This window comes from Alistipes sp. An116, from assembly GCF_002161005.1.
Lineage (GTDB): Bacteria > Bacteroidota > Bacteroidia > Bacteroidales > Rikenellaceae > Alistipes > Alistipes megaguti.
The window spans coordinates 1-12,898 of record NZ_NFLR01000023.1; the positions used below are offsets into that span (position 1 = coordinate 1).

A 12,898-nucleotide genomic window follows, 5' to 3' on the forward strand; every position below is an offset into this window, starting at 1 on the left:
CCATTCTACGATAGTCTGGCAAAGATAAATTCAAATCGTTGCGCTCGTTTTATCTCTGTAAATTCCTAATCATCAATATTTTCAAAGAACTTTCATGATTTTTTACCGGACACTAGTGTTTGTAAGTATTAAATATAACTATCTCATAATCAAATACGAATAGAATACTGCTTTGGATAATCTTTTACTTTGGATAATCACGATTATCACAACTTTAGATAAACGCGAAGGCGAGCTGATCTTCCGCTGGATATACGACTACCTGGGTTGTACGAAACCGTTTAGGCGGCTGTGGATCTCCTCGCTCACCGACGAGGCCATACGGAAGGGTCTGGAGGAACTGAAGGAGGGTTCCGAATACGACAGCCTGTATGCCGCCGCCGACAGCCGCGCCAAGGCGGACTGGCTGGTGGGCATGAACGCCAGCCGTGCGCTGGTCATAGCCTCCGGCTCCCCGAACAGTTCCATCGGGCGGGTGCAGACCCCGACGCTGGCCATGATATGCGCAAGGTTCAGGGAGAACAGGGAATTTGTATCCACGCCTTATTGGCAGCTCCACATCACGCTGGATGGCCGGGAGTCGCACCGCCGCTTCTTCCACACCAGGAACTTCAAGGACAAGACGGAAGCGGAAGCCGCATACGGGGGCATCCCGTCCGGCTCCGTGGCGGAAATCACCAAGGTGGAACGCAAGGAAGTAGCGCAACAACCGCCGCTGCTCTACGACCTGACGGCACTCCAGAAGGACTGCAACGTGCACCTCGACCTGCCGGCGGACAAAACGCTGGACATTGCCCAGGCCCTGTACGAGAAGAAACTGATATCCTACCCGAGGACGGGAAGCCGCCACATTCCGCAGGATGTCATGGCGCACGTCCCGGAACTGCTGGAAAAGATTTCCGCCCTGCCGGAATTCCGGGAATACGGGAAGACGCTCGACCTCTCCGCCCTGAACACCCGCAGCGTGGACGACGCGAAAGTGACCGACCACCATGCCCTGGTCACGACCGGCATCGCCCCCGAAGGGCTCTCCGAAACGGAGGCCGCCGTCTATGCCCTGATCGCCGGACGGATGCTGGAAGCGTTCTCGCCCTGCTGCAAGAAGGAACTGCTGCTCATGGAATGCCGTATCGGAGAAATGGCTTTCCGCTCGAAGAGCGCCTCCGTCACCAGTCCCGGCTGGCGCGGGGTCTTCGGCAGGAAAGAAGACAAGGAGGACGAGGCTGGACTGAACGACGGCCATGCCGTTTTCTCCGAAGGGGACCGGATTCCGGTATCGGGCCACGGGTTGGTGCAGAAAAAGACCATGCCCAAGCCGCTCTACACCGAAGCCACGCTGCTGGCGGCAATGGAGACCTGCGGAAAGGACATTGCCGACGGAGAGGCGCGTGAGGCCGTCAAGGAGATTGGAATAGGAACGCCCGCCACAAGGGCCGCCATCATCACCACCCTGTTCAAGAGGGACTATGTCGAACGGAACGGGAAAAGCCTCGTGCCCACGGAAAAGGGACTTCTTCTCTACGGGGCGGTGAAGGACATGCTGGTGGCGGATGTCTCCCTGACCGGAAGCTGGGAGAACGCCCTGGCGCAGATAGAACGGCACACGCTCAACCCGGAGACGTTCATGGCGTCCATCAGGGACTATACCCGCAAGGCCACCGGGGAGATTCTGAAACTCTCTCTGCCGGCGGCGCACGTCCGCACATTCACCTGTCCCAAATGCAAGACGGGCCATGTCATTCTCAAGGGCAGGACGGCAAAATGCGACAATGGGGGCTGCGGCCTGCTCGTGTTCCGCAAGTTCCTGAACAAGGAACTGACGGACCAGCACCTGGAGCAGCTTTTCTCTTCCGGTTCAACCCGGCTCATCAAAGGGTTCAAGGGCAAGAAAGGGATAGCTTTCGATGCGGCCCTGGCTTTTGACGCGGGTTTCAACCTGGTCCTTTCGTTCCCGAAAAACGGGAACGGGAAGAAACAGAAGCGGTGAAGCCATTCCGGTTCACGGGGCGAAGGTCGCGGACCGCCTGTTTCCACCGGCAAGGCCGGGCCGCAGGCGGTTTCAGGGAAAAATCATCCTCGCCCGGAAGGGCTCCGGTATTTTTCCCGAAAGCCTTGCCCGTGGAAACGGTCCGCAGGAAGGCCCCGGAAACGGGAATGGCATTCCCATAAAACATGAAGATTATGAAAATGAAAGAAAGAGTCAGGAAGATAGCCGCCAACAGGTGGGCAAGGACAGCCGCACTGGCCGTCACGGCAGCCATCGGGTTCAGCTGGCTTTACTCGCACGGCATATCCCCCGTATGGACCGCCGTGGCCATCGTGTGTTTCAGGGGACTGTTCAGGTTCATCTACCGGATAGCCTGTATTCTCGTGGCGCTCGCCATCATCCTGTGCATCCTGAGTTTCCTGATTTTCTGAAGTCTGGCCCGGTAACGATATTGACGATACATACAGGCATGTTATGATAACGGGAGTAACCGTCTGCGGTTGCCCCGTTTTTTTATTTCCAACGGACAATTTCCTTCCGACAGTAATTCCTCAAAAGGGATATTCCAGCTTCTTCCTTGCAAAAATAGCCTTTTGCCCTGTCATGCGCAAGGCGGCCCTTACGGGCTTGGTTGGCAGGGAAAAAATCATCCTCGCCGGAGGCTCCGGTATTTTTTCCCGCCAAGCCTTGCCACCGACAGGGCAAAAGCCAGACCGTGGCAAGTAAGAAACCGGAATACCGGCTCCTCGGAGCCGGGCATGTAAAACATCATAATAAATAAAAATAAAGAGTCATGAATAGAACAGCCAAACAACTTGTCGACTATGTTCCACAGTACGTAAGCCTTTACGATGTGGACTACCGCGACGACCTTGACGGGCATGAGGACATCCAGGAGGAATGCATCCGCTCCAACAGTCTGGAAAAACTGTATGAAAAGGCATACAAATGGTATGAGGAACAGGAAAGCTCAAATATGCACGGCTACCTGGAGGAAACAAGGAAAAGCATGGAATCGGACGGCTGTGCGGAACAGTTTGAAGAGCATGAGGACGAAATCAGGGAACTGATCTACGACCGGAACGGTTCCGACCCGGTAAAGGACCTGATACGCAACTCCTCCGTCACGAACTTCTTTTATTCGCTCGGAGTGGAAATCAGCGGATACCGGACCGACATCCCATGGCGGGGAGAATCGGTCGCCATGGCCTGCTACAAGGTGCGCCGGGCACTCCATCTGAAGAAAGGACAGTTTGACGAGAAGATTGAAGAACTGGTGGAGAATGCCGCATACGGCGGAGAACTGCGCATCTATTTCAATGCCATGTTTGACAGGCTTGTCAGTGAAGACGCGGAAAACGATTTCAGGAGCATCCGTTTTTACGGGAACGTGGTAGTGGCCATTGCCGACAGCCTGAACGGGTCCGGACATCATGTACGGATTCCGTTGGACCTCACGCTGCCTTTCCGGAGGGACAACCTGTTTGTCGATTCACAGGTACACTATTCCTACGCGGATGAAGTCTGCGGCATGGCCAACGACTGGTGCGACTCCACAAAATGGGAAACGGGCATGACGCCTTCCACCGGTTCGGTCCGTAAAAGCCGGATGGCCGAACACCAGAAACAGGAGGCAGTTTACGAAAAGATATTCCGAAGCGGGAAATGCACCTTCGGGGACATGAACTTCAAACGCCACCGTGACGTGCGTTATTCCAACGGGTATCCGGCCGGATGCAGGTGCCCCCATTGCGGAACCTTCTGGATTGACTGAGCAGACGGGTGGAATTGCAGCATACATACCTGGATTTTTATGAAATCAGTTTTTTCTTTTTCCATGAGCCTCATGCCATATGGGGCTCTTTTTATATCCGTTATGCCCGGATTGCCCTGTATCTGTTGTCCCCATGTCTCCTTGGCCTCCACATCCATTGCATGGGAAAATGGAAAGACAGGAATGGAAGACACAGACATTGGCGACCCGATGAACTACAGGGCAAAGTTGGCAAATGCTTCTTGTCGGACGGCAAGGTCGGGCCTTCGGTTTCGGGAAAAATCATCCTCGCCGGAGGCTCCGGTATTTTTCCCGAAAACCTTGCCTTTCCGGAAGCATTCGCCGCCCGGCCCCCGTAGTTCAACGGGCTGCCAAAGCCCGAGTATTCACATTTAAAAAATAAAGATTATGAGACAAGCGATCATCACAAGACAACCGTCACCGGCTCCGATGCGGATGCCCGTGGCAAGAAAACCCAGAGTACAGGTGCCGGAACCGGCCATGAAGTTCCCGCAGAGAGGAAGCGGGCCGGTACATATCTCAGCCCTGCTGGACCCGATACTTGAAATCAGCCGGCATCCCGACAGGAACAGGCTGCTGGCGGAACTCTTCAAGGACGCATAGAATCAATGTCTAACCATTTAATACGAAAGATTATGTTTTTTACACAGTTCAACCAACTGATGGCCGGAAGCGTGGACATCACACTGGTCATCCGCAAATCAACCACGGGCATGACGGTATCCGTACTGCCCAAGTCGAACGGTCTCAAGGACGAGGCCCGAAACCACATCGTGCCGCTGACCCTGTCCGGGACACCGGAAGAGCTTGACGGCGGTTTCTTCCAGACCATCGCAAGACCCGTACAGAAAGTGTCAGGGCTGCTCACCAACATGACGGAGTTCGAGAAACAGGCGGACAAGGCCGCGAAAGACAGCAAGGCGGCCAAGGAAGCGAAGGCGAAAGAGACCAAGGAGGAAAAGGAAAAGCGGGAGAAGTACGAGAAACTGATGAAGAAGGCGGACGAGCTGGCAACGGCGAAAAACCACAAGGAGGCCGTGACCGTGCTCGGACAGGCCAAGGCATACGCCAACCCCCAGCAGGCGAAGGAAATCGAGGAAAAGATCAAGGCGCAGACCGCCGAGCTTGACAAGGGCAGCCTGTTCGGCATGGAGGCCTTTGACCAACAGCCAACTCCACAGCCGGTGTCACAGCAGCAACAGGTACCGCAATCCCGTCCGATACAAAGACCGGCTCCGGGAAACACTCCACAGCAGCCGCATACGACAAGCCGGGGGCAGCAGCCTGTCAGGCAGCCGATACCGCCGAGACAGCCTGTACAGCAGCCGGCTCCTTATCCCGGAGGGCAACAGCCATACCACGCGCAGCCTTATCCCGGACAGGGAGGACAATATCCGCAGCCGAACGCATACGGACAGCAACCCGCTCCACAGCCGCTACAGCCGGTTGCCGGCTTAGGCGGAAACATGCCGCAGTACGATGAATATGCGGTGCAGGAGAACGGACAGTTCGCTTACGGACAAGACGAACCGGACTACAACCCGGAAGAGTATGCGAATTACCTCGATTTTCCGACGGAAATGCTGAAAGGCGGAAACAGATACCAGACAACTAACCCACAAATGTAAGATTATGGCACTCGAAGTAAAAGGAATGACACGCTCATTCAAGTTCAAGAAAGGAACGGAGTATGTGACCCTGGCTGATCCGGGCGCGGATTTCACGCCGGACATGGTCATGAGTTATTATTCAAACATGTACCCGGAACTGACGACGGCAACCGTCCACGGGCCGGTCATCAGGGAGGACATGGCGGAATACGAGTTCAAGACCACCATCGGGACAAAAGGATAAACGTCATGGGAAAGAACAGGAAAAAGAAGGAGGAATCATGCAAGCTATTAAGCGAATTCCAGATGGAACAGCTCGCAAGGTACATCATACAAGAAACCGAACGGACCTACCGTTACGGAACCGAAAAAAGAAAAAGGATTGCGGCGCCAAGCGGTGCCGTAATTCTTTTTTAAGTACGGCCTTGACACCGATTGCGCCGGAAAGGGTATGCGTGGAGATATACGAAAACTGCAACTCAGGCGAGGTCAATGTCATCACGCAGGAAAATTACGAGTTCCTGCGTGATTCGTATTTCAATTATGCCTTGCTGTTACAGATGGACGCGGAGCATACGCCGGGAAACAGCATCGGGAAAAGTATAGCCGGACTGTACGACGAGATGTATGCACTTGTCGGTGACAGTCTGAATGTCAATATAGAACATGAAGGAGGACGGCTTTTCTTCCGCCTGTGGAAACATCATCAGTGGGGAGAACTTACGCTGTATTATTTCCCGTTGAAGTTTCTGGAATCGCTCAATCCCGTCTTAAGGAAGATTGCCGTCACTTTTATCCATAGGCTGATGAAGGCCAACGGCATCAGTACATTTCTGGAAGATGAAGAGTCAGACTTCATGTTTGAGATGCTTTCTGAAGAAGACGGGACTGATTCCCGGGAGAGGAAAAAGCAGTTGAAGCTGCTGGAGTCCTACCAAACCGGTAAAATCAACCGGCTGCTCAAAAGGGTGGAGACAAAGTCCTATTACAGGAATCTGCCGAAAGCCATCGAATCGTACGTTCCTCAAAACGGGTTCGAGCGGCAGTTGGTCGGGATAATGAAACGGGGACTTCCATTCCTGATACCGGAGAAAGGCATCATGCAGTACGGATATGACGCTTTCTACACTGAGAATCCGGATTTCCATCCGATGTACCTGGAACAGCAGATAAGGATTGTCTATGACATCAATGATGTGGTTGCCGAATATCTCGTTGACTATTACAACTGCTACAGCAGGGAGACATACGACATAGTCCCGATAACGGTCCTCGACCTGTCGCCCGATACCGAAGAGGTGTTCCGGATGGATGACTATCCGGAACGCTTTTTCAAATGGGCGGAAGAATTCATCAATACAATATGTTAGAATATGATGGAAACGAATGAACTTACAAGAAAACTGAGGACGCTGCTCCGTCCCAAAGCGGCGTTGATTGTCTATGTCCGAGATAATGACAACCATTATGCATATGGAGACACCTATTTTATCGAGGTAAGGGACATCAATGAAAACGGAATGATGGGAGAAGGCCGTCCCGTGACGGTGGAGTTTATGAACGGGCTGGTACGGAACTATTCGGAGACACACGGCAGTACGCCATACGGCAGACTGCCGTCCAACCTGCTGTATGCCGATTCCCGCAAAGGAAGCGAAAAATATATCTGGTATAATCCACCCGGGAAACGGATGATGTATTTTGTCAGCGACCTCGGGATCGAGAATGCGGAATACGACCTGCCGGGAATCATCTACGAAGCCAAGGACTCGCATCTGGATGTTTACGCCTACAAGGATGACCGGCCTGACAGGGAAACGGTTCTCTATGCGGCACCTTTATTCAATGTGACAGGCTCAAGCGTATGCCTCGGCTCGGCCAGGATAGAAAAGCCGCGGGACATGACTTACACGAACCTGCTCGAATACTGGGAAAGGAAATTCTGGCTGACTGAATTCTCCCACTTGGGAAGCCTTGGAAACCCGACAAAATCAAACCTCGTGCTGGTGACGAAGGCGGCAAGGAACCATCCCTTCGACCCGAACGAGCTGAAACCATTGAACAATCTGAAACTTAAAGATATACTGAAATGAAAAGAGTACACTATATCGACAATTACCTGATAAACCCGCAGCATCCGGTAACGGTTAATCTCATCGGCGCGGGTGGGACAGGTTCGCAGGTGCTGACCTGTCTGACAAGGCTTGACGTGACACTCCGCGCTCTCGGACATCCGGGGCTGTTCGTTACGCTTTACGACCCTGACATCGTGACGGAAGCCAATATCGGACGGCAGCTTTTCGGGCCGATGGATTTGGGGCTTAATAAGGCGAAATGCCTGATTACAAGGATCAACAACTTCTTCGGCAATGACTGGAAAGCGGAGGCAAGACCCTATCCGTCGGTGCTGAAGGAGACAAGACGGGATGAAATTGCGAACATCACCATAACCTGCACGGACAACATCAAGTCCAGACTGGACTTGTGGAGCGTATTGGGGAAAGTACCTGCATCCACCTACACGGACAACAGTACGCCTCTGTATTGGATGGACTTCGGAAACACACAGACTACAGGACAGGTCGTACTGGGAACTGTACCGAGGGAAATCAGGCAACCGGTTTCCAAGCTCTATGAGACTGTCGGTTCGTTGAAAGTCATTACCCGTTTTGTGAAGTACACAAGGGTAAAGGAGGAAGACTCCGGGCCAAGCTGCTCACTGGCGGAAGCCCTTGACAAACAGGACCTGTTCATCAACTCCACACTGGCACAGCTCGGCTGCAATATTCTTTGGAAGATGTTCCGCAACGGGATGATTGAGCATCACGGACTATACCTCAATCTTGAAACAATGAAAGTCAATCCGATACCGGTATAAACGTCTATTGTTATATAACAATATATTGATTGTTTGATTCGAGCAACCAATGGTTTGATATGAGTAAATGTAGTTTGATGAAAATCCAGACCTTTGCATCAAACAAGAATCAAAATGATGTTCGCATGAAGAAAGTAATCTTAACCTGTATTGCTGTCCTTGCGTTATTGGGCAGCCATACGCAATTAAAAGCACAGAATATGGAAGAAGAAAAGAACCCGACAACCAGTGTTGCTCCCCGTCTGAGCGAAGCTGCCGTAAGAAATCACGAAGCATGGTTTCCCGGCTATGTATCAAAAGTAAAGGAAACAGATCCGGATTTGATAGAGGTGTTTGATAATTTCGCCTTTGACGAGGTGTTGAATTACGGCAATTTGGACACAAAGACACGGATTATGGTCACGATGGCCTCTACCATCGCTCAGCATGCCGTTAACGAGTATCGCATGATGCTGCGTGCCGGTCTTGCCAACGGGGTATCGCCTGTAGAAATCAAGGAAGTCCTGTATCACGCTGTTCCATACGTCGGCATTGCCAAAGTGATAGACTTTATTAGTGTGGCTAACGACTTCCTGACCGAGAATGGTGTCAAGCTACCTCTGCCTTCACAATCCACGACTTCGCCGGAAGACCGTTTCGAGAAAGGACTTGCCGTGCAGAAAGAAATGGTGGGTGCAGAAATGATAGACAATATGTATAAAAACGCACCGGAAAACCAGATGCATATCCAGCGTTATCTTTCAGCCAATTGCTTCGGAGATTATCAGACACGTACAGGGTTGGACAAACAAATGCGTGAATTGCTTACATTTTCCATGCTCGTATCGCTTGAAGGTTGTGAATCACAGGTGAAAGGACATATCCGGGCGAATGTAAATGTAGGAAACGACAAGCAGAAAATGCTGGATGTTATTACCCAACTTTTGCCTTATATCGGCTATCCGCGGACACTTAATGCGATAGCTTGTCTGAATGAGATAATTCCAGAAAACAAATGAGTGGAAGGCCTCACCTACTTTTGCCATGTAAAATCAATGTATAACAATTAAAGCTATAAACAATGAACAGTTTTGTATATGACATTCCTGTAAAGGTCTATTTCGGAGAAAACCAGTTGGGGCATCTCGGTGAAGAACTGAGTAAGTTCGGCAAGCGCGTATTGCTGACCTACGGCGGAGGTTCCATTAAGAGAATCGGGCTGTATGACAAAGTCATGGCCGAAATAAAAAATGCCGGACTGGAAGTGTTTGAACTTTCAGGCATCGAACCGAATCCCCGTATTGACTCTGTACGCAAAGGCGCACAGATTTGTAAAGATGAAAAGATAGATGTCCTGCTTGCCGTGGGCGGCGGTTCCACATTGGATGCAACGAAATGGATGGCGGCAGGCGCGTGCGTGGATTTCGACGCATGGGATTTCTTCAACGAGAAATGGGCGCCGGTAGAGAAGGCGCTGCCCGTTGTTACCATTCTGACCTTGGCAGCTACCGGTTCGGAAATGGATGCCGGAGTCGTTATCAGCAATCCGGAAACCAAAGACAAAATAGGGCGCATTGCTGAACCGTTGTTGCCGAAAGTCTCTTTCCTTGACCCGACAAATACTTATACGGTCAGTCCGTATCAGACGGCATGTGGTTCGGCTGATATGATGTCGCACATCATAGAGGTTTATTTCAATATGAATCAAGACCTCTATATGCTGGATTGCTTCATGGAGGGTATGATGAAAACCATCATTAAGTACACGCCTGTTGCCATGAAGGAACCTGAAAATTACGAGGCGCGTGCCAATTTGATGTGGACATCCTCATGGGCTATAAACGGTTTTGTCAATGGAGGCAAGCAGCAAGCTTGGAGCTGTCATCCTATGGAACACGAGCTGTCCGCCATTTATGACATCACACATGGTCTGGGACTTGCTATCCTTACGCCACGTTGGATGGAATATTGTCTGGACGAGACCACTGTGTCAAAGTATGTACAGTTCGGTGTGAATGTATTTGGTATAGACGCTGCGCTGGAACCGATGGCCATTGCCAAACAAAGCATAGAGAAACTCTCAGATTTCTTCTTCAACACATTAGGTCTGAAACGAACCTTCACAGAAGTAGGAATCAAAGCTGAAGATTTTCCTATCATGGCGAAGAAGGCATGTGGAGACGGTATCCTGCCGGGCTTCAAGCCGTTGGCTCAAAAAGATATTGAGAAGATATTTGAAATGTGTCTCTAATCTTCAAAAATATATCCCATGAAGAAGCTCCACTACGGCTATGCCATTGTCCTCTGCCAGTTTCTTAACATGTTCATCATTGTGGGACTGGTGATGAGTTGTGCAGGCATTTTCTATAGGCCGGTCAGTGAAGACCTCGGCATCGACATCGGAAAGTTTGGGCTGTATATGTCATTCAACTTTCTGTTCTCAACCTTGACCCTGTCCTTCGCAGGCAGGTTGATGGAGCGATACAGCGCACGTATACTGCTCACAGTATGTTCCGCCGTAGCGGGATGCGTATTCCTCGCCATGTCGCGTTTCACCACATTATGGGAGTTTTACGCAGCAGGCACACTGTTCGGTATCACGCTGGCTTTCCTGCTCTACTTGGGATTGCCCACGATGCTGAACCGTTGGTTCAAGGCACGGATGGGGGTGTTTATCGGCATTTGCAGTGCCGGGTCGGGCATTGGCGGCGTATTGTTCAATCCGTTGGGCGGCTGGCTTATCACCGAATATGGTTGGCGCACGGCCTACTTTGTTTTTGGACTGATGATACTTGTGCTTGTCACTCCTGTGCTTGCCCTCCTGCTGAGGGATTATCCTAAAGACAAAGGACTGGAGCCATACGGGGCTTCTGAAGTACAGACAAAAGCCACTACTCCTGCAAACGAGGGAATGGACTATGTGCAGGCTGTCCGAATGCCGATATTTTACGGGTTGGTGGTGTTTGCCTTCCTGATGAATGCGGCTGCTACACTCAACGTCTTTCTGCCTTCCTACGTGCAAAGCGTGGACTTTTCGCTTGAAGAAGCCTCATTTGTAGCTTCGGCGGCAATGGTTGGCGTGACGGTAGGCAAGGTCGGATTGGGTGCGATAAACGACCGTAACACATTGGCTGGAGTGATAGCCACAGCGGGATTGGGGATTGCCGGATTGTTGCTTTTGCTGTCGGGACACGTCCATATAATCCTATCCATTACCGGAGGTTTCCTTTTCGGATGGGCATACGCAGGTGTTTCCGTACAGACACCGCTTTTGGTCCGTTCCGTATTCGGGAGCAAGAATTATGCCCGTATCTATTCCAACGTATCGATGGCAATCGCCATCGGTGGGGCAGTTGCTGCCGGAGGTTGGGGATTGCTGGCAGATGCCACCTCATTCCGGTTTATCCTATGGGCCGGTATCTTTTTCCTTCTTATATCCGGCATCATTGGGATATATGCTTTAAGAAGAAACAGGATTGTTTGATTTGAGCAACTTATGGTTTGATTCACAAAAGTTAGTCTTGTACAAATGGCGTACCTTTGCAACAGATTAAGAAACAAATTAAAAATGAATAAGATTATGACACAACAAGAACTGCAAGACCGCATGGCATTGAAGGACTTGGTAGACCGCTATGCAACGGAATCGGACAAGAACAACCAGGATTACTACCGTGAAATCTTCACGCCGGACATCAAACTGAAGGTGTACTTCGGCGACAAGCTCGGCATGGATATCAACAATGTGGAGGACATGATTGCCCAATACAAGGCTTTCGGTGCAGCCAAGGCTTCGTTCCACCAAAACGGGCAACAGGTGGTGGACTTCACGGACGAAACACACGCCACCGGCACCTGCTACGCCATCGCCACTCTCGTCACCGAAGAAGGCAAGGACAAACTGACCCTGCACGCCGTGCGCTACTACGACAAATATGTCAAGGTGGACGGCCGCTGGTGGATTGCCGAACGCGAGCAGCACTTCGTTTACTCATCCGTTCCACCTTTGGCTTGAACCGTATGAAAAAAACGCTGACAACCCTCTGCGCAATGCTGATGTGCTTCCTGCCGTTGGCATTGTGCGCACAGGACAATTCAAAGGAAGGAACAAACAACATGAATGGCAAGAAAGTACTGGTAGCCTTCTTCTCGCGTGCCGACGAGAACTACAACGTGGGCTACATCGAAAAAGGCAACACACAAATTATCGCCGAAATGATAGCCGAAGAGACGGGCGGCACCCTGTTTCACATCGAAACCGTAACGCCCTATCCGGCGGACTATATGGAATGTATAGACGTAGCAAAAAAGGAGCTGAACAGCAAGGCCCGTCCCACCATCAAAGGGGATGCACAGGTAGAAGATTACGACATCATTTTCCTCGGTTACCCCAACTGGTGGGGCGATGTACCGATGGCGGTCTATACGTTCATCAAGAAGCACGACTGGCAGGGAAAGACCGTTATTCCCTTCTGCACCCATGAGGGTAGCGGGCTGAGCAGCACCGAAGGAAAACTGAAGAACGCCTGCAAGGGAGCAACCTTCCTGAAAGGGCTTGCCATTCAGGGAGCCACTGCCCAAAACAGACAGACACAAGCACGGCAGAGCGTAATGAATTGGCTGGGCAAATTAGAAATTAAGAATTAAGA

The 12,898-nt window shown here is 51.2% G+C and carries 15 protein-coding genes; all 15 read left to right on the plus strand.

The genetic code is table 11. The features are described 5' to 3' along the window. Positions 1-172: 172 nt before the first annotated feature. The 15 genes from B5E60_RS11820 (at position 173) to B5E60_RS11890 (ending at position 12,896) form a co-directional block, all read left to right on the plus strand. Entirely contained in the window at positions 173-1,987 is a 1,815-nt protein-coding gene (locus B5E60_RS11820; RefSeq protein WP_087311880.1) for a type IA DNA topoisomerase, read from the plus strand. A gap of 194 nt (positions 1,988-2,181) precedes the next feature. Then, positions 2,182-2,418: a hypothetical protein gene (locus B5E60_RS11825; protein ID WP_087311942.1), complete on the plus strand. Its 237-nt coding sequence runs from the start codon at positions 2,182-2,184 to the stop codon at positions 2,416-2,418. A gap of 43 nt (positions 2,419-2,461) precedes the next feature. Beyond that, on the plus strand, positions 2,462-2,713 hold the full coding sequence (locus tag B5E60_RS13970) for a DUF2268 domain-containing protein (protein ID WP_162611636.1): 252 nt from the start codon (positions 2,462-2,464) through the stop codon (positions 2,711-2,713). A 67-nt stretch (positions 2,714-2,780) separates the two neighbouring features. Then, positions 2,781-3,761 (plus strand): hypothetical protein, encoded by a 981-nt coding sequence (locus B5E60_RS11830; protein WP_087311882.1) that lies wholly within the window; start codon positions 2,781-2,783, stop codon positions 3,759-3,761. A gap of 408 nt (positions 3,762-4,169) precedes the next feature. Next, complete coding sequence (locus B5E60_RS11840) at positions 4,170-4,385, plus strand: hypothetical protein (protein ID WP_087311884.1); 216 nt, start codon at positions 4,170-4,172, stop codon at positions 4,383-4,385. Positions 4,386-4,417: 32 nt separating this feature from the next. Beyond that, positions 4,418-5,410, plus strand: a complete 993-nt coding sequence (locus B5E60_RS11845; protein ID WP_087311886.1) for a PRTRC system protein E — start codon at positions 4,418-4,420, stop codon at positions 5,408-5,410. Positions 5,411-5,414: 4 nt separating this feature from the next. Further along, positions 5,415-5,636 (plus strand): PRTRC system protein C, encoded by a 222-nt coding sequence (locus tag B5E60_RS11850; RefSeq protein WP_087311888.1) that lies wholly within the window; start codon positions 5,415-5,417, stop codon positions 5,634-5,636. A gap of 37 nt (positions 5,637-5,673) precedes the next feature. Beyond that, positions 5,674-6,762 (plus strand): hypothetical protein, encoded by a 1,089-nt coding sequence (locus B5E60_RS11855; protein ID WP_087311890.1) that lies wholly within the window; start codon positions 5,674-5,676, stop codon positions 6,760-6,762. 3 nt (positions 6,763-6,765) lie between these two features. Next, a complete protein-coding gene (locus tag B5E60_RS11860) occupies positions 6,766-7,485 on the plus strand; it encodes a prokaryotic E2 ligase family D protein (protein ID WP_087311892.1) in 720 nt (239 codons plus the stop codon). Continuing rightward, a complete protein-coding gene (locus B5E60_RS11865) occupies positions 7,482-8,270 on the plus strand; it encodes a PRTRC system ThiF family protein (RefSeq protein ID WP_087311894.1) in 789 nt (262 codons plus the stop codon). The genes B5E60_RS11860 and B5E60_RS11865 overlap by 4 nt, the downstream gene beginning before the upstream one ends. Positions 8,271-8,395: 125 nt before the next feature. Next, positions 8,396-9,268, plus strand: coding sequence for a carboxymuconolactone decarboxylase family protein (locus tag B5E60_RS11870; protein WP_342394928.1), 873 nt, complete (start codon positions 8,396-8,398; stop codon positions 9,266-9,268). Positions 9,269-9,330: 62 nt separating this feature from the next. Next, positions 9,331-10,500, plus strand: coding sequence for an iron-containing alcohol dehydrogenase (locus B5E60_RS11875; RefSeq protein ID WP_087311896.1), 1,170 nt, complete (start codon positions 9,331-9,333; stop codon positions 10,498-10,500). 18 nt (positions 10,501-10,518) lie between these two features. Further along, the gene (locus B5E60_RS11880) at positions 10,519-11,733 is read left to right on the plus strand and encodes an MFS transporter (RefSeq protein ID WP_087311898.1); all 1,215 of its coding nucleotides are present in this window, start codon (positions 10,519-10,521) and stop codon (positions 11,731-11,733) included. Between the two features lie 96 nt (positions 11,734-11,829). Further along, positions 11,830-12,264 carry a nuclear transport factor 2 family protein gene (locus B5E60_RS11885; RefSeq protein ID WP_087311946.1) on the plus strand — a complete coding sequence of 145 codons (435 nt, stop codon included), beginning with the start codon at positions 11,830-11,832 and terminating at the stop codon, positions 12,262-12,264. Positions 12,265-12,269: 5 nt separating this feature from the next. Then, positions 12,270-12,896 carry a flavodoxin gene (locus B5E60_RS11890; protein WP_087311900.1) on the plus strand — a complete coding sequence of 209 codons (627 nt, stop codon included), beginning with the start codon at positions 12,270-12,272 and terminating at the stop codon, positions 12,894-12,896. Positions 12,897-12,898: the final 2 nt, after the last annotated feature.

Bases quoted from the DNA above. Each gene is read 5' to 3' on its own strand.
- B5E60_RS11825 (WP_087311942.1), top strand. From the start codon at position 2,182: ATGAAAATGAAAGAAAGAGTCAGGAAGATAGCCGCCAACAGGTGGGCA.
- B5E60_RS13970 (WP_162611636.1), top strand. From the start codon at position 2,462: ATGATAACGGGAGTAACCGTCTGCGGTTGCCCCGTTTTTTTATTTCCA.
- B5E60_RS11830 (WP_087311882.1), top strand. From the start codon at position 2,781: ATGAATAGAACAGCCAAACAACTTGTCGACTATGTTCCACAGTACGTA.
- B5E60_RS11840 (WP_087311884.1), top strand. From the start codon at position 4,170: ATGAGACAAGCGATCATCACAAGACAACCGTCACCGGCTCCGATGCGG.
- B5E60_RS11845 (WP_087311886.1), top strand. From the start codon at position 4,418: ATGTTTTTTACACAGTTCAACCAACTGATGGCCGGAAGCGTGGACATC.
- B5E60_RS11850 (WP_087311888.1), top strand. From the start codon at position 5,415: ATGGCACTCGAAGTAAAAGGAATGACACGCTCATTCAAGTTCAAGAAA.
- B5E60_RS11855 (WP_087311890.1), top strand. From the start codon at position 5,674: ATGCAAGCTATTAAGCGAATTCCAGATGGAACAGCTCGCAAGGTACAT.
- B5E60_RS11860 (WP_087311892.1), top strand. From the start codon at position 6,766: ATGATGGAAACGAATGAACTTACAAGAAAACTGAGGACGCTGCTCCGT.
- B5E60_RS11865 (WP_087311894.1), top strand. From the start codon at position 7,482: ATGAAAAGAGTACACTATATCGACAATTACCTGATAAACCCGCAGCAT.
- B5E60_RS11870 (WP_342394928.1), top strand. From the start codon at position 8,396: ATGAAGAAAGTAATCTTAACCTGTATTGCTGTCCTTGCGTTATTGGGC.
- B5E60_RS11875 (WP_087311896.1), top strand. From the start codon at position 9,331: ATGAACAGTTTTGTATATGACATTCCTGTAAAGGTCTATTTCGGAGAA.
- B5E60_RS11880 (WP_087311898.1), top strand. From the start codon at position 10,519: ATGAAGAAGCTCCACTACGGCTATGCCATTGTCCTCTGCCAGTTTCTT.
- B5E60_RS11885 (WP_087311946.1), top strand. From the start codon at position 11,830: ATGACACAACAAGAACTGCAAGACCGCATGGCATTGAAGGACTTGGTA.
- B5E60_RS11890 (WP_087311900.1), top strand. From the start codon at position 12,270: ATGAAAAAAACGCTGACAACCCTCTGCGCAATGCTGATGTGCTTCCTG.